This is a genomic window from Capnocytophaga sp. oral taxon 323, assembly GCF_001278825.1.
GTDB classification, from domain to species: domain Bacteria; phylum Bacteroidota; class Bacteroidia; order Flavobacteriales; family Flavobacteriaceae; genus Capnocytophaga; species Capnocytophaga ochracea.
In genome coordinates, this window is record NZ_CP012589.1 from 1,454,134 (window position 1) to 1,472,684 (window position 18,551).

Genomic DNA, 18,551 nt, shown 5'->3' on the forward strand with positions numbered 1-18,551 from the left:
TATGAGGAAAGCGACGTTTGTTATAGTCTTGTTTTTTACAATATCTTTGTGTGCACAACACAAGAAGGCATATCAGTTATTTGATAAGAATGGAAAGAAAGTCAGTTTTGAGAAGGTTGTAAAAAAAGCCAAAGAGAGCGATGTGGTGCTTTTTGGAGAGTTTCACGACAATCCGATTGCGCATTGGTTGCAGTTGGCATTGGTTAAAGAATTACAGCCTCAGGTTAACTTGATATTGGGAGCTGAGATGTTAGAACGCAATGACCAAGAGGTAGTAAACCAATATCTAAAAGGCGGAGTTACAGAAAAGGCTTTGGATACTTTGGCACGATTATGGACGAACTACAAAACCGACTATAAGCCTTTGGTGGATTTTGCGAAGGAACACCAGTTGCCTTTTATCGCTACTAATGTGCCGAGGAAGTATGCGAGATTGGTGAACAAAAAAGGATTAAAAGCATTGGATACCTTGCCAGAAGCTGAGAAGCGATGGATAGCCCCGCTACCTATTGTGTTTGATGAGAACTTATCACAGTATAAAAAGATGACAGAGTCGCTCCCCAATCACAAAGGGAAGGAGAATATAATAAAAGCACAAGCCGTAAAAGATGCTACGATGGCAGATGCTATTGTAAAGAACAGAAAGCCTAATAGTGTTTTTGTGCATTTTAACGGGACATATCACAGCGATTTTTATGAGGGAATTTACTGGTTTTTGAAGCGAGAAGAGCCAAAACTAAAAGTTATTACTATTGCTACGACAGAACAAGTAGACTTATCGAAATTAGCAAAAGAGGCTTATGGTCAAGCTGATTTTATATTGGTAGTAGATGAAGATATGACGAAGACCCTTTAGGGGAAGTAGATTTTGCTCATTCATTAAAATTGATTATTTTTGCACTTTATTTTAAGTGACAAACCAACAACTGTAATGGATAACATCAATCAAATTGGAGAAGCCCCATTCCTAAAGCACACCTACTAGAAGATGTGATATCATTTGAAAAAGTAAAAAGAGAAAAAAAGAAATGAAAAATGAACTTGGAATATAGTTCTAAAACATTTCTAACAGCTAATGACTAAACATAACACCTAAACAATGGAACTGATAAAATTACACGATAAGACTTTTGAGCCTTACGTATCTGCCGAGGAACTCAACCAAATTACCGAACGAATGGCAAGTGAGGTATATCAAGATTTGCAAGAATCACGCCCTATTTTCATCGCCATACTGAATGGCTCTTTTATGTTTGCAGCCGACTTCCTAAGGCACTACAAAGGCGAATGTGAAATATCATTTGTAAAAATGGCGTCTTATAAAGGTACCCAGTCTACTGGAAAAATACACCAACTCATAGGGCTTTCTACCCCAGTGGAAGGACGTGATGTGGTAATCTTGGAAGATATTATCGACACCGGCAACACTTTAGAAGAAATTTACCGCATTTTCGAAGACAAAAAGGTGAACTCTTTCCGCGTGGCTACCCTCTTCTTCAAACCCGATGCCTACAAAAAAGACCTCAAAATAGACTATGTAGGCAAACCTATTCCTAACCGTTTTATCGTGGGCTATGGGTTGGATTTTGACGAGATAGCGCGTAACTTACCCCAAGTATATCAATTAAACACTTCATTAACTATGACAAATTTAGTACTTTTCGGCAAACCAGGGGCTGGCAAAGGCACCCAAGCAGCATTCTTGAAAGACAAATACAACTTAGTGCACATCTCTACCGGCGATATTTTCCGTCATAATATCAAGAACGAAACCAAACTCGGCAAACTCGCACAATCGTATATGGATAAAGGCGACCTCGTACCCGATGAAGTTACTATACAAATGCTACAAGAGGAAGTTGAAAAGAACCCTAATGCCGAAGGATTTATCTTTGACGGCTTCCCTCGTACTATTGCACAAGCCGAGGCACTTGATGCTTTCTTAGAAAGTAAAGGTATGCGTATTCACGGTACTCTTGCTTTAGAAGCTGATGACGAGGTGCTCATCAAACGACTGGTAGAACGTGGCAAAGTGAGCGGTCGCACTGATGACCAAGACGAAGAGAAAATACGCAACCGTTTCACTGAATATAACGAAAAAACAGCTCCTCTTATCACTTTCTATCAAACGCAAGGTAAATATCACACGATTAATGGTATAGGTACTATCGAAGAAATTACTACCCGCCTTTCTGAGACCATCGACAAAATAAAAGCTGAATAATCCCCAATGACCGAAGGCAATTTCACCGACTACGTAAAGATATACGCTGCCTCTGGCAAAGGAGGTGCTGGCTCTATGCATCTACACCGCGAGAAGTTCGTACCCAAAGGAGGTCCTGATGGAGGCGATGGCGGTCGTGGAGGGCATATCATCTTGCGTGGCAATAAACACCTTTGGACACTCATACACTTCAAGTTCCAGCAGCACTTCCGTGCCGAACACGGAGAAGCCGGAGGAGCCAACCGTAGTTTTGGTGCCGACGGTAAAGATATCACTTTGGAAGTCCCCTTAGGAACCATTGTTAAAGATGCTGAAACTGGAGAAGTACTCTTTGAAATTACTGAAGACGGACAAGAAGTCATCGCTTTGCGCGGTGGCAAAGGTGGATTAGGCAACTGGCATTTCCGCACAGCTACTAACCAAACCCCGCGCTACGCCCAACCAGGTCTCCCTGGTGAAGAACGCGAGTTACTTTTAGAGTTAAAAGTGTTAGCCGATGTAGGTTTTGTAGGCTTCCCCAATGCGGGCAAATCTACACTGTTATCGGTAATTACTTCTGCTAAGCCAAAAATAGGCGACTATCCATTCACAACTCTCAAACCCAACTTGGGTATTGTGCAAAACCGCGATTACCAATCGTTTGTAGTAGCCGATATACCTGGGATTATAGAAGGAGCTGCCGAGGGTAAAGGCTTAGGGCATTACTTCTTGCGACATATAGAGCGCAACTCGGTATTGCTATTCCTCATTCCCGCCGACAGCAAGGATATCATAGCTGAGTATCATATCTTGTTAAACGAACTCAAAGAATACAACCCTGAACTACTGGACAAAGACCGCCTCATAGCCATTTCAAAATCGGATATGTTAGACGACGAGCTCACCGAAGCCATTCGACAAGAAGTAGCAACAGGATTAGGTGGTACGCCTTTCTTGTTTATCTCGTCGGTATCGGGCAAAGGCATTCAGCAACTGAAAGACAAACTTTGGGAAATGATACAATAATATAAAAAGTCAGCTATAAAAGCTGACTTTTTATATTATTCAATTCCTTATAACGACTGCTTTCACATCAATAAATTTTAGGGTTCCACTGCTCGGGGTATTTAGGAGTAATATCCTTATAAAAGTTCTGTATTTCCTCCATTATTTGCTCTTGCGATAGCGTTTGTAAGTCCTCTAAGCTAATGGTCTTCCCGATATATATCATTTTCTTCTTGAAATCACCAGCACCTAAAACTATGGGTACTTGGGCAGAAAGAGCTATATGATAGAAGCCCATACGCCACTTGTTCACCTTAGAACGCGTGCCCTCAGGGGTTACTACCAAGCTAAAGTCTTCTTTCTTAAAGAGTTCAGTAACAAATTCTATCAAGTGATTGCGCTGTGAACGATTGATGCCAATCCCTCCTAACTTGCGCACTAACCAGCCATACCACGCTTTAGTATGCGCATCTTTTATAATGAGTTTAATCGGTTTTTCCATCTTCCAATAAGCCAAGATACCCAAAACAAACTCCCAATTAGTAGTGTGTGGTGCTACTACTAACACACAGCGGTTTAAGGTTTTCAAATCACCTTGTAATTCTATCTTCCACCCCATTAGCCATAAGGCTAAGGAGCCAATCCATTTTTTCATTTTTATTCTATTTGTAACTCGCTTCTACGCGTAATATTTTCAATTTCACTACCAGTATTGGTATATCATAATCACTACAAAATTGCCTGTCGTGCTACGACTGTCCGCCGTGTTACGGCTACCCGTTGTGCTACGACCGTGTTACAACGTATCTTTCAAAAGTAAACCCATAAGCGTGCCGTTCGTCTTTTTCAAAACGCTCAGAGGCTACTAACTCCCATTCTTCACGGTTAAACTTAGGAAAGAATACATCAGCTTCGGCAAAAGTATGATGTACCCGTGTGAGTTCTATCACATCGGCAAAGGGAAGGGCTTGCGCATAGATTTCTCCACCGCCTATCACGTAAGGGTTAGGGTCTATTGCCAAAGCCTTTTCTATCGCCTCTTCAACTGAAGAAACCGCCACAGCACCCTCTTTTGTATACCCTTTCTGGCGCGTAATAACAATATGTATACGGTTAGGCAAAGGCTTGGGGAAAGTCTCGAAAGTCTTCCGTCCCATTATAATGCAGTGTCCCGTCGTGAGGCGTTTGAAATGCTTAAAATCTTCAGGCAAATGCCATAACAGTTGGTCTCCTTTGCCAATAGCATTATTCTCGGCAACAGCAGCTATAAGAGTTATCATATTTAGTGAATAGTGAAAAGTGAACAGTTAAAAGTTTGTAGATGGCGTATTGGTTTGCTCGTTATCTTTCTCAGCCTGTTCAGCTGCCAATTCACGTTTTGCTTGTTCCTTTTGTGTAGCAAGCTCTTTTTCTACTGCGGCTTCCATCTTTATAAGTTTTTTCTGTTGGGCTGCTATCAGTTGTTCGCGTTGCTTTTCTTGCCATTCCTTTCCTAAGAAGCGATGCAAAATAAATACATTCATAGCGTGCCACAGCCAGATGAAAAGCCATAAGAGTATCGCCCACAAATACCAATTATAGGTCGCTCCGTAGTCTAATACCTTATTGGCTACTACAAAAAAGATAGAGCCTAACACAAAGACAAAGAAGTGAAGATATAACAATCGTTTCTGTTTGAGACGATTTTCAGCATTTTTGAAAAGTTCATATTGTTCGGGAGTGAGTTGAGTGTCTGCCATTCTATTATCTGTTTTTAAGATTTTGGTGCAAAAGTAAGAAAAATATGCTATCCACGAAAGAATTATACACTATTTATATTATTTTTGTCACTTCTCATCTGCTCATCTGCTATTAATAAAACGCCTGTGTACTTCACATAAATTTGCTAATTAATTTACCAGCCGTGCTACGACTGCCCCGTCGCGCTATAACCTCATATTACCTCCGTCATTCGTCCCTTGTCATTCGTCATTTCTTCCCTTTTTCGTCATACTCCCCCCTAGTGCCTATTCCCTAAGACCCCACACCTCGCCATTTTCTTATTTTCCAATTTACTAATTACCTAATTTCTCTTCCTCATTTTCTCATTTTCAAATTTGCTAATTCTCTAATTATCCCTTCTCCTTTCCGTCATACTCCCTCCTAGTGCCTATGGCCTAAGGCCTAGTGCCTTTTCCCTTTCTTTCGCCTCGAAACCCCGTTTTTAACATTTTTAGCGTTGTTATATTACGGTATAAATCAATTACTTATATACCCTTTCTATACCAATCGTCCAAGATTCGTATAAGCTTCCTATAAGCTCTCTATAAGCTAACCCCACCCATCTAATACCCTTTTTTCAACAAAACCTCTCCCTCTCCTCTTCCGAACTTCTCTGTTTCCTTTCGAGCACTCCTAACAGCCCTAACACATCGCTTTTTCATCTCAAACTTTGGCAAAGTTAATCGCCCGTCGTACTACGACCTTTGCCAAAGTTGAATAAACTGACAATCCCTATTTTCTCATTTCCTAATTTTCTCATTTCCTAATTTTCTCATTTCCTAATTTCCTCATTTCCCCATTCTCTCATTTTCTCATTTTCTCATTTTCTCATTTTCCTCCCGCTTGTCGCTTCCCCCTCCTAGTGCCTAAGGCCTGCTTCCCCTTCACACAAATATTTCTCCTCTTTTTATTCGTATTTCATAATTATTTCTTATCTTTGCCCCATCTATTCCTCATATCCTAACATCTAATTATTAAAACATTATGAAAAAAACACTTTTTTCAGTGCTCTCACTGATGGCGTTTAGCCCTCTGTTATGGGCACAAGAAACTGAAATGATTACCCATCCACAAAGCCAATACCAAAAGGCAGTGGAACTCTACAATCGCAAGCTCTATCAGCCTGCCCAGAACTTGTTCCGAAAAGAACAAACCTCGAATCCCGATAGAGCTATCCAAACCCAAAGTGAATACTACGTAGCCACTATTGCCGCTATCCTCAATCAAGACGGAGCCGATGCGCTAGTGAATAACTTTATCGTCAATCACCCCGACTCTCCTCTGAGCTCCGAAGCCTATTTGCAAATGGCTAACATCTATTATCAGCAGGGCAACTACGAAGATGCACTCGCTTGGTACGAGGCTATCGACGACCAAAGCATAAGCAGTAGCGATAAAGCTAAATACAACTTCCAAAAAGGCTTTTGCCTCTTCCAAACCGGCAAACAAGCCGAATCTAAACCTTATTTCGAGTCGGTACAAAACACCAAAGAATACGGTGCCAATGCCAAGTATTACTTAGGATATATCGCCTATGATAAAGACGATTATTCTAAGGCTGAAAGCTACTTCCGCGAAGTACAAGAAGAAGATGCTTCACTCACCAAAAACGTGTCTTACTTCCAAGCCAATATGTACTTCAAACAAGCTCTTTATCAAGAAGCTATCACCGAAGGACAGAAACAGCTCGCTAAAACCAAAAATGCTCAAGAAGTATCTGAGCTCAATAAGATTATAGGCGAAAGCTACTTCAACCTCAAGAAATACAAAGAAGCAATCCCTTACTTGCAAAACTATAAAGGTAAAAAAGGTAGGTTCTCCAATACCGATTATTACTATATAGGATACGCTCATTACAAAAATAACGATTATAAAGCAGCTATCGAGCAGTTCAACAAAATCGTAGGCGGAAACGATAGCGTCGCTCAAAATGCGTATTATCATTTAGCCGAATGCTACTTGAAAACCAACCAAAAGCAAGAGGCTCTCAACGCTTTCCGCAATGCCTCTCAAATGGACTTCGATAAGCAAATTAAAAAAGATGCTCATCTGAACTACGCCCGCCTCAGTTATGAAATCGGTAACCCTTACGAGAGTGTCCCCAATGTGCTACAAGCATACGCTTCGGCTTATCCTAACGACCATAAAGACGAAATACAGTCGCTCTTAGTCGACTCTTATATTTCATCTGGTAACTATCAAGCCGCTATCAGTCTGCTCGAAAAGTCTAACGACCCTAAGGACAAAGAAACCTATAAAAAAGTAGCCTTCTATCGCGGGTTAGAGCTTTTTAATGAATTGCAATACAACGAGGCGTTAAAATATTTGCAGAAAGCCATCGGTGGTAATTCTGCGCTTGCCGCTCGTGCTACCTATTGGGCTGGTGAAACTGCTTATCAGCTGAAAGATTACAAAGGTGCCGAATCCTATTTTACTCAGTTTCTCCATAATTCATCAGCTCCTAAAACCGAAGAGTATGCAAAAGGCTTCTACGGTTTAGCTTATGCTAATTTCAATCAAAAAAACTATGCAGGTGCTATCGCTAATTTCGAGAAGTACCTCAAACAAAACCCTAAGAACAGCAGTTGGAAACACGACGCTATACTCCGTCTCGCCGATTCTTACTTCGTAACAGGTAAATACTGGCCTGCAATGGAAGGATATAACAAACTCATCGAAGCTAAATCTTCTGACCAAGATTATGCCGCCTACCAAAAGGCTATTAGTTATGGGTTCGTAGACCGCCTCAATAGCAAAATTGAAGACTTAGAGCGTTTCGTTAAGAACTACAAAAGCTCTAATCTGCGCCCTAACGCTTTGTTTGAATTAGGGAATGCTTATGTAACCAAAGGAAATACCCAAAAGGGATTACAGTACTATCAGCAACTTGCCAAAGAGTATAAAGGCAATGTGCTCGTGCCTCGTGCAATGCTCCGCGAAGGTTTAGTATATTATAATAGAAACGAAAACCAAAAAGCCTTAACGCTTTTCCAAACTATCGCCAAAGACTATCCTAATACCAACGAAGCCTCACAAGCAGTAGCTTCCGCAAAACTCATTTATGTAGATATGGGTAATGTAAACGAATACGCATCGTGGGCTAAAGGTTTGGGATATGTAGAGGTAACTGACCTCGAACTCGAAGGAGCTACTTATGAAGCTGCCGAACGACAATATATGCAAAACAATACCAAAGAGGCTATTTCAGGTTTTGAAAAATACCTTAAAGAGTTCCCTAATGGTATGCGTCGCACCAATGCCGAGTTTTACTTAGCACAAATGTATTTCAATAGTGGGCAAAAGGCTAAAGCGCTTACACATTACGAAAATGTAACCAAAAGCGGTTCTAATGAATACGGCGAGCAATCGCTTACTCGTGTGTGTCAAATCCTTCTTGAAGCAGGTAGCTACCTAAAAGCTAAACCTTATCTCGAAGACCTCGAACGAACCGCTACTATCGCACAGAACAAAACTTATGCACAAAGCAACCTAATGCGCGTGTGCTATAACGAAAAACTGTACGATAAAGCTATTGAATATGCCAATAAGGTATTAGAAGAAAAATCTATCGATACACGTATCAAGAACGATGCTTATATAGTGTTGGCTCGTGCTTATAGTCAAGCAGGAAATGAAACCCAAGCTCGCAAATATTACCAAGAGGTACAGAAAACCGCTACGGGTAGCCTCGCTGCCGAAGCCTTGTATTACGATGCTTATTTTAAAAATAAAGACGGTAACTACAAAGCCTCTAATGACGTAGTTCAAAAGATTGCTAAAGACTATGGCGGACACAAAGAGTTCGCTGCTAAGAGCCTTATTGTAATGGCTAAAAACTTCTACGGACTCAAAGACGCTTATCAAGCCTCTTACGTCTTAGAAAGTGTAATTAAAAACTTTAAAGAGTTTCCTGAAATAGTAGCCGAAGCCAAAAAAGAACTCGCAGTAGTAAAAGCCGAAGCCGCTAAAAGTAATTCATCAGTAAAATAATGGTTAATGATTAATTGTTAATGGTTAATATACACTTTTCCAAAGTTTTTGCCTGTGCGGCTCGCTCCTTTGGCAAAGTTGAATCTCCCTCCTAAACCCTAATTTCTAAACAAATGAACAAACACATCACATATATTCTAACAATGCTTTTGTTCTCTGCCTCAACAATGGCAGTCGCTCAAAGCCGTAAAGACAGCCTCTCTACCAAAGTGGTAGATGTGGTAAAATCATATGCTCCTACAATCGCCGACGCCGACAAAAAGCGTGAAGATGCAAACATAAAAGATTCGCTTACCGTTAAGAAAAAACAAATCAACTATACCATCTATTCGGTACCGGTAGCCTCTACTTTTGTTCCCGAAAAAGGCAAAGCAGCTTCGGTGAAACCAAAAGTCGTTCGCGAAGACTATTTAGATTCTTATCTCGGTGGCGGTTTCGGTATGCTCAATACTTTTTATGCCGATGCCAATATCACTCTCCCAGTAACTGATAACAGTAACGCCTCTTTCTTACTGAATCACATCTCAGCCAATGATGATATGGACGAGGTATACACCGATACCAATTATGCGCTCTCATCGGCTGAGTTGCGTTATGATTTTCAGAACCAAGATGTACTCTGGGGGCTCAATGCCGATATAGGTCGCCGTTTGCACAACTGGTATGGTATCCGTCCCGCTTCTTATACAAGACAACAGTTGATTGGAAAAGTAGATGATGTACACCAAACCTATTTCGATTATGGCGTAGGAGGTTACCTCCAATGGTCTAATCCTTACTTTAAAGGACTTGATTTCAGCGTACGCGGGCTCTACGACCATTTCGATAGTAAAGAATTGAATGTAAAAGCACAACCCACCTTCGAAATTCCTCTTACCGATGACCAAAAAGTTCGTACCAATGTAATTCTCGATTATTACAATGGTAGTTTTACCCGTCAAAATAACTTAGTAAACGAGCTTAACAATCGTTGGACGCTCTTTGGGGTAAATCCTTCTTATCATTTGTCTATCGAGAATTTGGACTTAAAATTAGGCATTGCTTTGATGTATGTAGATGCAAACCAGTCCGATGAAAGCAAGTTTAAAGCTTATCCTGATGTAGAGGCTTCTTATCCGCTAACTGCCGATGCTATTTTGCACGCAGGTATACGCGGTATTATGCAACAAAACACAGTAGAGAAACTCACCAAAGAGAATCCTTTTCTCTCACCTATGCAAGAAATTAAGCCTACCAATGTGCAAGCCGATGCTTTTGTAGCCCTTAAAGGAAAAGTAACTTCCGATTTGCTTTATCGCATACAAGGAAGCTATCGCCAATACAAAGAGATGCCTCTGTTTACTACCAATTCCGAGACACCTACTATCGCTACCGAAATATTGCCTTATCAATATAACAACTCTTTTAAGTTAGTGTACGACGAAGTAAACGATATGGAGCTTTTAGCTTCTATCGGAGGAAATATAAAAGATGTTTTCTCTTTTACCTTTGAAGGAAGATATAATAACTATAACGCCCGTGTACAGAAAAATAAAACCGCTTGGAACTTGCCCAGCACACGAGTATCTCTCTTCACCGATTTTAGAATATTACCCAATCTATTTGCTGGATTCGACTTCTTTTATGTAGGAAAACGTTATGACCTCGATTACGTAACTGTTGCAAATCCTATTCCTGATAAGCTCTCTTTGGAAGGTTATTTTGATATCAATTTCCACGCCGATTACACTTTCAACAAACATTGGCAAGTATTCTTAAAAGCCAACAACCTCACCAGTGAGCACTATAAAAAATGGTTGTATTATCCTTCACAAGGTGTACAAGCCTTTGCAGGAGTGCGTTATCTGTTTAGCCTAAGTAACAAGTAACAATTTATACTAACAAAACAAACAGCGGTATGAATAAAGCATTCATACCGCTGCTTTTATCATTTTCTTTGTAGTTGTATACGAGAGACAAGAGAGAGTTATACAGGCAGATGAAACTAGTGAGGAATAAATTATGTATTGATGTCTAATTGTGATTTTACAAGCTGACTGTAACGTCCTCCTAATTGCATTAACACTTCGTGATTGCCTATTTCTACCACAGTTTCCGTCTTGCATTACCACTATTTGGTCGGCTTTGCGGATTGGTTACGTTGAGGACTCACACAACTGAAGAGAGTAGTATTTGCAAATCATTTTCAAGCAGGCTACTCCGCAGTCCATCATATTCATTTGTCTATCAATAGGGAAGGTTTTAAACTTCATATATTCATTAGTTTTATTCTGAAGATAAAAGTATTGAATATTTTAAATATGCAAAATATTTGGTGATTACTTTTTTATGAGTTACCTTTGCGGTGTTTTCCTTAAATTTTCAAATAAAATGAGAAGTATTCAAACATTATCTTTTTCTCAATTAGAGGAAGAGATGGAAGCTCTCAAAGAGCAAGATGCTCAAAGTTGTGTAGGAGGTGGATGGTTCGATTATATCCACGATTTAGACGGGGTCACTGTATATGGCTCTCCTATCGGAGGAGGAGGAGGCTTATTTCCTAACGATTTTAGTCCTGGCTATGAGGATTATGAGGATTATGGTGGCGCCGGAGGAGGTTATACACCAGAGTATGATCAAGATGATATTATCCCTCCTCAATTTCAACAGCCACACCCGTGTAAACCCTCTTGCGTATTTAACGTTTTTGATTATCTTGATGGTAGTAGGCATGATGCTTGTTTCTATTATGAACAAACTAAAGCTAATTTAGGATATGAGCCTTTATCTAATGGAGGGGTTAGAACAAGAGATATTCCTACTATTGGAAGCTACGGAGGTTTTAATGTGCAAGAAATGGGAAGTACCGCACACCTAAGATCAAATGGAAGGAGTTACTATGGTAATAATCAAGTTATAATGTCATTTTATGACAGTGCTACTCGAATAGATCATCTTACAGTTTTAACAGGTGTTACCAATAATGCGGATGGCACAACTACTTTTTATTATTATGATCCTACTAATAATGTTAATGGTAGTACTCAGCAAGCTACAGGCTTATATGAAGTTAGTAATAGATAACGTATGAAAATAAATTTATTGTTTTTAATATACTTTTTTTCTATTCCTTTACCTATTTTTTCCCAAAAAGAACAAGATAAGTTAATAACAGTTAAAATACTTTCGCAAAAAGAGAAAAGTGACAAAAGTAGAATTTATCTACTTGAAAAGATTGTTGCAAAAGGAATCTTCTTTAAAAAATCAAAAATATTTAACGATTATGATACTCTAAATTATTGCTTGTCTAACACAAAACTTTATCTTGCGCTAAGGCGTAGTGTTTCTAATGGTTGGGGATGTGATTACTCCTTTTTAAAATCAAAAGATGCTGAGATGGTTGTTTTTCTGTCTCTTGACTCTATTGCTGACGCAAATAAGGAAATAGAAAGACGTATGGTAGATAATTTTACTTATTTGGAAAACAATAGGGATGAAAAATGGCAAGAAAAAGTAACTTATTACACATCACAACAAGCAAAGAAGATTTTTAATGCTGATAGTGCTTTTAAGTACACTTTTAGTTTGCCTTCTGAATTTTATCTTAAAGAGAACGGAAAAGAATATAAATATATTGAGAAATTATTTATACTCCGCAAAGGGAAGAGTTTTATTGATTATACTTGTTTTTATACTGATAAAGCTAAGAAGTGTTTTAATAAATATTGGAAGCCTTTAGAACACACCCTACGATATAAAGAATAATAACCTGATGACACTTTAAAATCAATCAAATAAAATGAAAAATAAACAAATTTTATCTTTCTCTCAATTAGAGGAAGAAATGGAAACTCTCAAAGAGCAAGATGCCCAAAGTTGTGTAGGCGGTGGATGGTTCGATTATATCCACGATTTAGACGAGGTCACTGTATATGGCTCTCCTATCGGAGGAGGAGGAGGCTTATTCCCTAACGATTTTAGTCCTGGCTATGAGGATTATGATAATTATGGTGGTGCCGGCGGAGGTTATACTCCCGAAGAAACCCCTCCAGAACCAGGTCCTCCACTAAAATTGAAGAACCTGCCTGGTATGTGTCAACAAGTAGGAAGTACAGCGGAATGTGGAATGCTTGCTTTTGAATTTCTCTCTAAATTTTATGGAGGAGACAAAAAAGGAATAAACAAAAGTGATTTTGCAGAATCAATAGGGATAGATAGTAAAGAAAAGGCTATTCGTCAGTTTTATTATCCAGTTCTAGATCCTATAACAGGAAAAAAAGAAGTAAGAGGTATTACAGATGTTGAAATGTATCGTATATGTGATACTTTTTTCAAGAATAATCTTCTTGAATATGGGAACTTAGAGCAAATAAAAAATTCACTTAGCAAAGAGCACCCTATTTTGATGAATTATTCCTCTGAAGGGTCTAACAATGGACACGCAGTGGTGATTGTAGGGTATGATCCAAGTACTAATCAAATCACTTTAGCCGATCCATTAGCTACCGGGGGAATGAGGAATGTTAACTATGATCCTACTATGTTTAAAAATTTAGTAGAGATTGAGGGGATGCAGGATGATAAAAAAACAAGGAAATACAGAAATAATGAAGATTGGTGGAAAGGATGTGGCATAGGGAATTAGTAATCTTTTTATCTTTATTGTTGTCCTCTATCTCTTTATTTGCACAAAACAAAACTTCTGTTGATTGTGAAAATAGAATAGGACCAAGATATACAGAACAACTTTTGAATATAAGGCTAAGAACAATCAAAAGAAACTCTGTGATTTATTCTTTTTATGGTTATTTTGATAAATCGTTAGCTGTGCTAAATTTTCAATTAAAAGGTTATGGGGTATCTTCTGCAAAAAGAAAGAAGATTATTAACCAGATAAAGGAGATGAGTCATTGGGATGGAGAAAAAGTTTTAGAAGTTGATCGTACTCCAACTAAAAATGCTGAATTTCTTTATATATACAACAATACTGATATTACTAATATCACAACTTTTGACCCCTTAACATCTATGTTACCTTTGATTCAAGTTATAGAGAAGTACTTAAGTGAAACACAAGCTAAAAGAGTAATAGATGGTCTTTTAACAGACCAAGCTAACAGTGGCTGTGTAGAGGCGTTTTTAAAAAATACTTTTTGTATTTATCAACGAAAAAGAGCTGTGATAGAAGGGTATGGTATCATTGATAAGAGCTTTAAGAATTATGAAGCTTTTTTAAAAGACTATTTAGGTAAATGCAGTATAGGAAATTAGTAATTTTTATGTCTTTATTGTTGTTCTCTATCTCTTTATTTGCACAAGAGCTCCCTTTTGATTGTGAAAATTTCAGAATAGGACAGACGTACACAGGGCAACAATTGACTATAAGGCTCAGAACTATTAAAAAAGACTTTGAGATATATTCAGTATATGGTTATTTTGATAAATCATTAGAAGTGCTTAATAGTCAGTTGGAGAGTTATGGTGTAGCTCAGAAGGAAAGAGAACAGATTATTAAGCAAATTAGAAAAATGACTGGATGGTCTGGTAAAAAACTTCAAGAGTATGGTTTAAAAGAACCTCAAAACTCGGAGTTAATATCTATTTTCAATCATTTTGATTTTACTAATTTCACACAAGTAGATCCTCTAACGGTTAAAATTTCTTTGAATCGAGTTATAGAGAAGTATTTAAGTAAAGAAAAAGCAAAAGAGGTGATAGAAGGCTTATTGGAGAAGAATTTTAATTGTAAGTGTGCCGTTAGCTATTTGGAAGATAATTTCTGCTTTTATCAAAGAGCAGGTACTTTGATAGAAGGGTATGGTTCTATTGATAAGAGTTTTAAGGATTATCGAGCTTTTTTAAAAGACTATTTAGGTAAATGCAGTATAGGAAATTAGTAATTTTTATGTCTTTATTGTTGTTCTCTATCTCTTCATTTTCACAAGACAAAAGTTCTGTTGATTGTGAAAATAGAATAGGAACAAGACATACCGAGCAACTTTTGAATATAAGGCTAAGAACTATCAAAAAGAATTTTGTGATTTATTCGCAATTTGGTTATTTTGATAAATCGTTAGCTGTGCTAAATTTTCAATTAAAAAGTTATGGGGTATCTTCTGCAAAAAGAAAGAAGATTATTAACCAGATAAAAGAAATGAGTCATTGGGATGGAGAAAAAGTTTTAGAAGTAGACCGTACCCCAACTAAAAATGCTGAACTTATTTCTATATACAGTAATACTGATATTACTAATATAACAACTTTTGACCCTTTGACTTCCATATTACCTTTAACTCAGGTTATAGAAAAGTACCTAAGTGAGAAGCAAGCTAAAAAAGTGATAGAAGCTCTTTTAGCAGAAGAGACTAACAGTAGTTGCGGAGTATCGTTTTTAGATAATACTTTTTGTATTTATCAACGAAAAGGAGCTGTGATAGAAGGGTATGGCACCATTGATAAGAGCTTTAAGAATTATGAAGCTTTTTTAAAAGACTATTTAGGTAAATGCAGTATAGGAAAGTAATTATCAGTATAGGAGTGTTCTTTCTCTCAATTCCTATTTTCTCTCAAGCCCAAGAAAGTGTTTACGACTGCGAAAACTTTGGAATAGGAGCTCGCTTTTACAACACACAATATTTCGATATTATTATGCAAAATATAGAGAAAGATGTTTGTATTGTCTCTATGTTTGGTTATTTTGAGAAATCTTTACAAATGCTTGAAAAGACTTTGAGAGAACACAAAGTCTCTAAAAGAAAAATTAACCTCATCATTCAAGAAATAAAAACACTTGCTGAGGATGAGGAAAAAGCTTTTGATTTTGGGAGTAAAGAAACTAAGAATGTGAATGGTATTTCTATTTTTTATACTGAGAGGAAAGTGATTTTTCCTCTCAGTATTAATTACACTATAGAGAGATATTTGGACGAGAGAAAAGCTAAAGAAGTTCTTACTGATTTATTAGAAAAATCAATTAATACAGCTTATCCTATGGATTTTTTACAGAAACAGTTTTGTGTATTTCAAAAAATGGGTGTTATTGATAAGAAGTACAGGGATTATTATGCATTCTTAAAAGACTATTTAGGCAAATAAATAATTTAAAGTAAAACACTACAAAAGCTATCATCTTTCTTGATAGCTTTTGTTTTTAAAACTAATATTTATGAATCCAAAAATTATTGAGCTTGTAAAAGAATATATCATCAAAAATTACTCTCATCAGTACGCTACCCTTATAACGGGAAGTTATGCTGAAGGTAAAGAAACGATCTATTCAGATGTAGATGTTATCATCTTTACTACTGAGAGAATACAAAAAATCATTAAAACTCTCAATTACAAAGGTATTACTTTACAACTTATCATTTTCTCGGTAGAAAGCATTGAATACACCCTTTATGAAGATTTTCTCTCTAACAAAGGAGTGTATATTGATATGATTTCTAAAGGATTTATTTTGTTAGACCCTCATCATTTTTTAAAGCATCTCAAGGAATATACTACAGCACTATAAAAAATGGTTGTATTATCCTTCACAAGGCGTACAAGCCTTTGCAGGAGTACGTTATCTGTTTAGCCTAAGTAACAACTAACAATTATATACTAACAAAACAAACAGCGGTATGAATAAAGCATTCATACCGCTGTTTGTTTATTATATCCTCAATTTTTATATCTTCTATACTTTAATCTCTTTTATTATTCCCTTAATCACTTACCATCGACTTCTTATAATTCCTCCATTTCTCTATACATTGTTGCATATCATTAGGAAGTTCACTATCAAAGCTAAGGTACTTGTGAGTAATGGGGTGTTCAAAACCTAAGGTTTTAGCGTGCAAAGCTTGGCGAGGTAATACCGCAAAGCAATTCTCTACAAACTGCTTGTATTTGGCAAAAGTTGTTCCTTTCAGAATCTTGTCGCCCCCATAACGTTCATCGTTGAAAAGGGTATGCCCTATGTGTTTTAAATGTACTCTTATCTGGTGTGTACGCCCTGTTTCTAACTTGCAAGAAATGAGTGTTACATAACCAAAACGCTCTAGCACCTTGTAATGGGTTACTGCCTCTTTACCGTGAGAACCATCGGGGAAGACGTCCATTTGCAGGCGGTCTTTTAAGTGTCGCCCAATATGACCGCACACCGTTCCTTCGTCTTCTTCTATATTACCCCATACAAGGGCTATATATTCGCGTTGAGTAGTTTTATTAAAAAACTGTTGAGTAAGGTGTAACATCGCCTCTTCGGTTTTAGCCACTACTAAAAGTCCACTAGTATCCTTATCGATACGATGTACCAACCCAGGACGATTGCTACTGTTGTTAGGCAAGTTCTCAAAATGATATACCAATGCGTTGATGAGCGTTCCGCTGTAGTTGCCGTGACCAGGGTGTACCACCATACCCGCAGGTTTATTTACCACCAAAAGGCTATCGTCTTCGTATACTATGTTTAAAGGAATATTCTCGGGCACCAATAAATCCTCGTGAGGAGGGTGAGGAAAAAGTACCTTTACTTCGTCATTAGCTTTCACACGATGATTAGACTTTACAGGCTCGCCATTCACAAAAATATTACCCTGCTTGGCTGCTTGTTGCACCTTGTTGCGGGTGGCATTCTCTACAAAATTCATCAAGAATTTATCTACGCGCAAAGGTTCTTGCCCTTTGCCCGCCGTAAAGGAGTAATGCTCGTAAAGAGATGGAGCTCCCTCTCCGTCTGGTTCTAAATCGTCTAAATCTTCTATCTCGTCTATATCACGCATTACCTTACATTTGCGCCACAAACTTTGCCAAAGTTTCTAATAGCGTGCGTGCTACACCCCTTACCAAAGTTTAAATTTATAATAGTCTGCATTGCTCACACTTGCCCGTGCGACTCACACTTGCTAGTGTGGCTCACACCGCCCGTCGTGCTACGACTGCCTGTGCGGCTCGCACTAGTCCCCCATCAGTTCTTCAATAGGTATTTCGGTAGGGATAGTATCCCGAGCCTCTAAGCCGTTGCCACACACAAGGTCTATACGTGAGGTTTTAATAAGCTTATCGCCAGGTTGTACGGGTTTACCGTCGTGTTGCATCTCCAATACCATATCTTTCCCAATATTGTTCACATATGTAACCCTCCCGATGGCAAGCCCTACCGATTGCAAGGTAGCTACTGCATTCCGGCGCGTTACTTGTATCACCTTAGGCACTGTTACTTTATGATAGCCCGACGGATTGATGTTAAGGTATATTTTGCGGTTCTTCTTTACTCTCTCGGTAGCCTCAGGCGTCTGACTGATTACCGATAGAGGAGGGTATTTAGGGTCGTATTCAGTAGAATCCAACACCTCATAACGCAATTGTTGCTTATCTAATATCACTCCTACTTCGGTAAGTGTTTTCTTGCTCAAATTCGGTACTGTAATGTACTCTCCGTGCGCCGTATAGATGCGCAAGAGTTGCAATACACACCAAACTAATATAATACACGCCACTATGGCAAAAGCAAATTGCCAAGCTAGTTTCTTTCCTGAGTTTTTTAAGAATTCTTTAATCTTTTCCATACTTTGCAAGTATTGTTATGGTGCAAAGGTACAAATATTTTTGAAAAGGACAATACAGC

The 18,551-nt window shown here is 38.2% G+C and carries 19 protein-coding genes; 13 read left to right on the forward strand and 6 right to left on the reverse strand.

The genetic code is table 11. From position 1 onward, the window contains the following. The first annotated feature begins 1 nt into the window (after position 1). The 3 genes from AM608_RS06235 (at position 2) to obgE (ending at position 3,229) form a co-directional block, all read left to right on the forward strand. Positions 2 to 856, forward strand: coding sequence for a ChaN family lipoprotein (locus AM608_RS06235; RefSeq protein WP_053581121.1), 855 nt, complete (start codon positions 2 to 4; stop codon positions 854 to 856). A gap of 243 nt (positions 857 to 1,099) precedes the next feature. After that, positions 1,100 to 2,224: an adenylate kinase gene (locus AM608_RS11630; RefSeq protein ID WP_009418920.1), complete on the forward strand. Its 1,125-nt coding sequence runs from the start codon at positions 1,100 to 1,102 to the stop codon at positions 2,222 to 2,224. Between the two features lie 6 nt (positions 2,225 to 2,230). Continuing rightward, positions 2,231 to 3,229, forward strand: coding sequence for a GTPase ObgE (gene obgE, locus AM608_RS06245; RefSeq protein WP_053581122.1), 999 nt, complete (start codon positions 2,231 to 2,233; stop codon positions 3,227 to 3,229). Between the two features lie 67 nt (positions 3,230 to 3,296). Here the strand turns inward: obgE and AM608_RS06250 are convergent, their stop codons facing one another. The 3 genes from AM608_RS06250 to AM608_RS06260 all read right to left on the reverse strand — a co-directional run bounded on the left by AM608_RS06250 (position 3,297) and on the right by AM608_RS06260 (position 4,947). Next, positions 3,297 to 3,863, reverse strand: coding sequence for a 1-acyl-sn-glycerol-3-phosphate acyltransferase (locus tag AM608_RS06250; RefSeq protein WP_053581123.1), 567 nt, complete (start codon positions 3,861 to 3,863; stop codon positions 3,297 to 3,299). Positions 3,864 to 3,993: 130 nt separating this feature from the next. Continuing rightward, positions 3,994 to 4,488, reverse strand: coding sequence for a dihydrofolate reductase (locus tag AM608_RS06255; RefSeq protein ID WP_053581124.1), 495 nt, complete (start codon positions 4,486 to 4,488; stop codon positions 3,994 to 3,996). Positions 4,489 to 4,515: 27 nt separating this feature from the next. After that, complete coding sequence (locus AM608_RS06260) at positions 4,516 to 4,947, reverse strand: 2TM domain-containing protein (RefSeq protein WP_053581125.1); 432 nt, start codon at positions 4,945 to 4,947, stop codon at positions 4,516 to 4,518. Between the two features lie 1,006 nt (positions 4,948 to 5,953). Here AM608_RS06260 and AM608_RS06270 point away from each other — a divergent pair. Both AM608_RS06270 and AM608_RS06275 read left to right on the forward strand, forming a co-directional pair. Beyond that, positions 5,954 to 8,959 (forward strand): tetratricopeptide repeat protein, encoded by a 3,006-nt coding sequence (locus tag AM608_RS06270; protein ID WP_053581127.1) that lies wholly within the window; start codon positions 5,954 to 5,956, stop codon positions 8,957 to 8,959. A 113-nt stretch (positions 8,960 to 9,072) separates the two neighbouring features. Continuing rightward, positions 9,073 to 10,827, forward strand: a complete 1,755-nt coding sequence (locus AM608_RS06275; RefSeq protein ID WP_053581128.1) for a TonB-dependent receptor — start codon at positions 9,073 to 9,075, stop codon at positions 10,825 to 10,827. Positions 10,828 to 11,094: 267 nt separating this feature from the next. Here the strand turns inward: AM608_RS06275 and AM608_RS12780 are convergent, their stop codons facing one another. Beyond that, a complete protein-coding gene (locus AM608_RS12780) occupies positions 11,095 to 11,211 on the reverse strand; it encodes a cysteine peptidase family C39 domain-containing protein (protein WP_009420765.1) in 117 nt (38 codons plus the stop codon). 118 nt (positions 11,212 to 11,329) lie between these two features. Here AM608_RS12780 and AM608_RS06280 point away from each other — a divergent pair, with 118 nt between their 5' ends. The 8 genes from AM608_RS06280 (at position 11,330) to AM608_RS06315 (ending at position 16,454) form a co-directional block, all read left to right on the forward strand. Then, on the forward strand, positions 11,330 to 12,022 hold the full coding sequence (locus AM608_RS06280; RefSeq protein WP_053581129.1) for a hypothetical protein: 693 nt from the start codon (positions 11,330 to 11,332) through the stop codon (positions 12,020 to 12,022). 3 nt (positions 12,023 to 12,025) lie between these two features. Continuing rightward, positions 12,026 to 12,703 (forward strand): hypothetical protein, encoded by a 678-nt coding sequence (locus AM608_RS06285; RefSeq protein WP_053581130.1) that lies wholly within the window; start codon positions 12,026 to 12,028, stop codon positions 12,701 to 12,703. 34 nt (positions 12,704 to 12,737) lie between these two features. Next, a complete protein-coding gene (locus AM608_RS06290) occupies positions 12,738 to 13,583 on the forward strand; it encodes a C39 family peptidase (protein ID WP_053581131.1) in 846 nt (281 codons plus the stop codon). Further along, positions 13,565 to 14,209 (forward strand): hypothetical protein, encoded by a 645-nt coding sequence (locus tag AM608_RS06295; RefSeq protein WP_082315831.1) that lies wholly within the window; start codon positions 13,565 to 13,567, stop codon positions 14,207 to 14,209. Before AM608_RS06290 ends, AM608_RS06295 begins: the two co-directional genes overlap by 19 nt. Further along, entirely contained in the window at positions 14,191 to 14,835 is a 645-nt protein-coding gene (locus AM608_RS06300; RefSeq protein ID WP_172672749.1) for a hypothetical protein, read from the forward strand. The genes AM608_RS06295 and AM608_RS06300 overlap by 19 nt, the downstream gene beginning before the upstream one ends. Beyond that, the gene (locus tag AM608_RS06305) at positions 14,817 to 15,461 is read left to right on the forward strand and encodes a hypothetical protein (RefSeq protein ID WP_253273448.1); all 645 of its coding nucleotides are present in this window, start codon (positions 14,817 to 14,819) and stop codon (positions 15,459 to 15,461) included. The genes AM608_RS06300 and AM608_RS06305 overlap by 19 nt, the downstream gene beginning before the upstream one ends. Before the next feature lie 14 nt (positions 15,462 to 15,475). Further along, positions 15,476 to 16,033: a hypothetical protein gene (locus AM608_RS06310; protein WP_157466275.1), complete on the forward strand. Its 558-nt coding sequence runs from the start codon at positions 15,476 to 15,478 to the stop codon at positions 16,031 to 16,033. Positions 16,034 to 16,103: 70 nt separating this feature from the next. Then, positions 16,104 to 16,454 (forward strand): nucleotidyltransferase domain-containing protein, encoded by a 351-nt coding sequence (locus AM608_RS06315; protein WP_053581136.1) that lies wholly within the window; start codon positions 16,104 to 16,106, stop codon positions 16,452 to 16,454. Positions 16,455 to 16,647: 193 nt separating this feature from the next. Here AM608_RS06315 and AM608_RS06320 read toward each other — a convergent pair whose 3' ends face one another. Both AM608_RS06320 and AM608_RS06325 read right to left on the reverse strand, forming a co-directional pair. Next, positions 16,648 to 17,706: an RluA family pseudouridine synthase gene (locus AM608_RS06320; protein ID WP_009417281.1), complete on the reverse strand. Its 1,059-nt coding sequence runs from the start codon at positions 17,704 to 17,706 to the stop codon at positions 16,648 to 16,650. A 174-nt stretch (positions 17,707 to 17,880) separates the two neighbouring features. Continuing rightward, positions 17,881 to 18,492 (reverse strand): PASTA domain-containing protein, encoded by a 612-nt coding sequence (locus tag AM608_RS06325; protein WP_002673909.1) that lies wholly within the window; start codon positions 18,490 to 18,492, stop codon positions 17,881 to 17,883. Positions 18,493 to 18,551 lie beyond the last annotated feature (59 nt).

What these genes read in the sequence shown, in the direction of transcription:
- AM608_RS06320 (WP_009417281.1), bottom strand. Translation starts at nt 17,706, where the DNA reads ATGCGTGATATAGACGAGATAGAAGATTTAGACGATTTAGAACCAGAC.
- AM608_RS06325 (WP_002673909.1), bottom strand. Translation starts at nt 18,492, where the DNA reads ATGGAAAAGATTAAAGAATTCTTAAAAAACTCAGGAAAGAAACTAGCT.
- AM608_RS06260 (WP_053581125.1), bottom strand. Translation starts at nt 4,947, where the DNA reads ATGGCAGACACTCAACTCACTCCCGAACAATATGAACTTTTCAAAAAT.
- AM608_RS06295 (WP_082315831.1), top strand. Translation starts at nt 13,565, where the DNA reads ATGTGGCATAGGGAATTAGTAATCTTTTTATCTTTATTGTTGTCCTCT.
- AM608_RS11630 (WP_009418920.1), top strand. Translation starts at nt 1,100, where the DNA reads ATGGAACTGATAAAATTACACGATAAGACTTTTGAGCCTTACGTATCT.
- AM608_RS06315 (WP_053581136.1), top strand. Translation starts at nt 16,104, where the DNA reads ATGAATCCAAAAATTATTGAGCTTGTAAAAGAATATATCATCAAAAAT.
- AM608_RS06290 (WP_053581131.1), top strand. Translation starts at nt 12,738, where the DNA reads ATGAAAAATAAACAAATTTTATCTTTCTCTCAATTAGAGGAAGAAATG.
- AM608_RS06300 (WP_172672749.1), top strand. Translation starts at nt 14,191, where the DNA reads ATGCAGTATAGGAAATTAGTAATTTTTATGTCTTTATTGTTGTTCTCT.
- AM608_RS06280 (WP_053581129.1), top strand. Translation starts at nt 11,330, where the DNA reads ATGAGAAGTATTCAAACATTATCTTTTTCTCAATTAGAGGAAGAGATG.
- AM608_RS06275 (WP_053581128.1), top strand. Translation starts at nt 9,073, where the DNA reads ATGAACAAACACATCACATATATTCTAACAATGCTTTTGTTCTCTGCC.
- AM608_RS06270 (WP_053581127.1), top strand. Translation starts at nt 5,954, where the DNA reads ATGAAAAAAACACTTTTTTCAGTGCTCTCACTGATGGCGTTTAGCCCT.
- AM608_RS06305 (WP_253273448.1), top strand. Translation starts at nt 14,817, where the DNA reads ATGCAGTATAGGAAATTAGTAATTTTTATGTCTTTATTGTTGTTCTCT.
- obgE (WP_053581122.1), top strand. Translation starts at nt 2,231, where the DNA reads ATGACCGAAGGCAATTTCACCGACTACGTAAAGATATACGCTGCCTCT.
- AM608_RS06285 (WP_053581130.1), top strand. Translation starts at nt 12,026, where the DNA reads ATGAAAATAAATTTATTGTTTTTAATATACTTTTTTTCTATTCCTTTA.
- AM608_RS06250 (WP_053581123.1), bottom strand. Translation starts at nt 3,863, where the DNA reads ATGAAAAAATGGATTGGCTCCTTAGCCTTATGGCTAATGGGGTGGAAG.
- AM608_RS06235 (WP_053581121.1), top strand. Translation starts at nt 2, where the DNA reads ATGAGGAAAGCGACGTTTGTTATAGTCTTGTTTTTTACAATATCTTTG.
- AM608_RS06255 (WP_053581124.1), bottom strand. Translation starts at nt 4,488, where the DNA reads ATGATAACTCTTATAGCTGCTGTTGCCGAGAATAATGCTATTGGCAAA.
- AM608_RS12780 (WP_009420765.1), bottom strand. Translation starts at nt 11,211, where the DNA reads ATGAAGTTTAAAACCTTCCCTATTGATAGACAAATGAATATGATGGAC.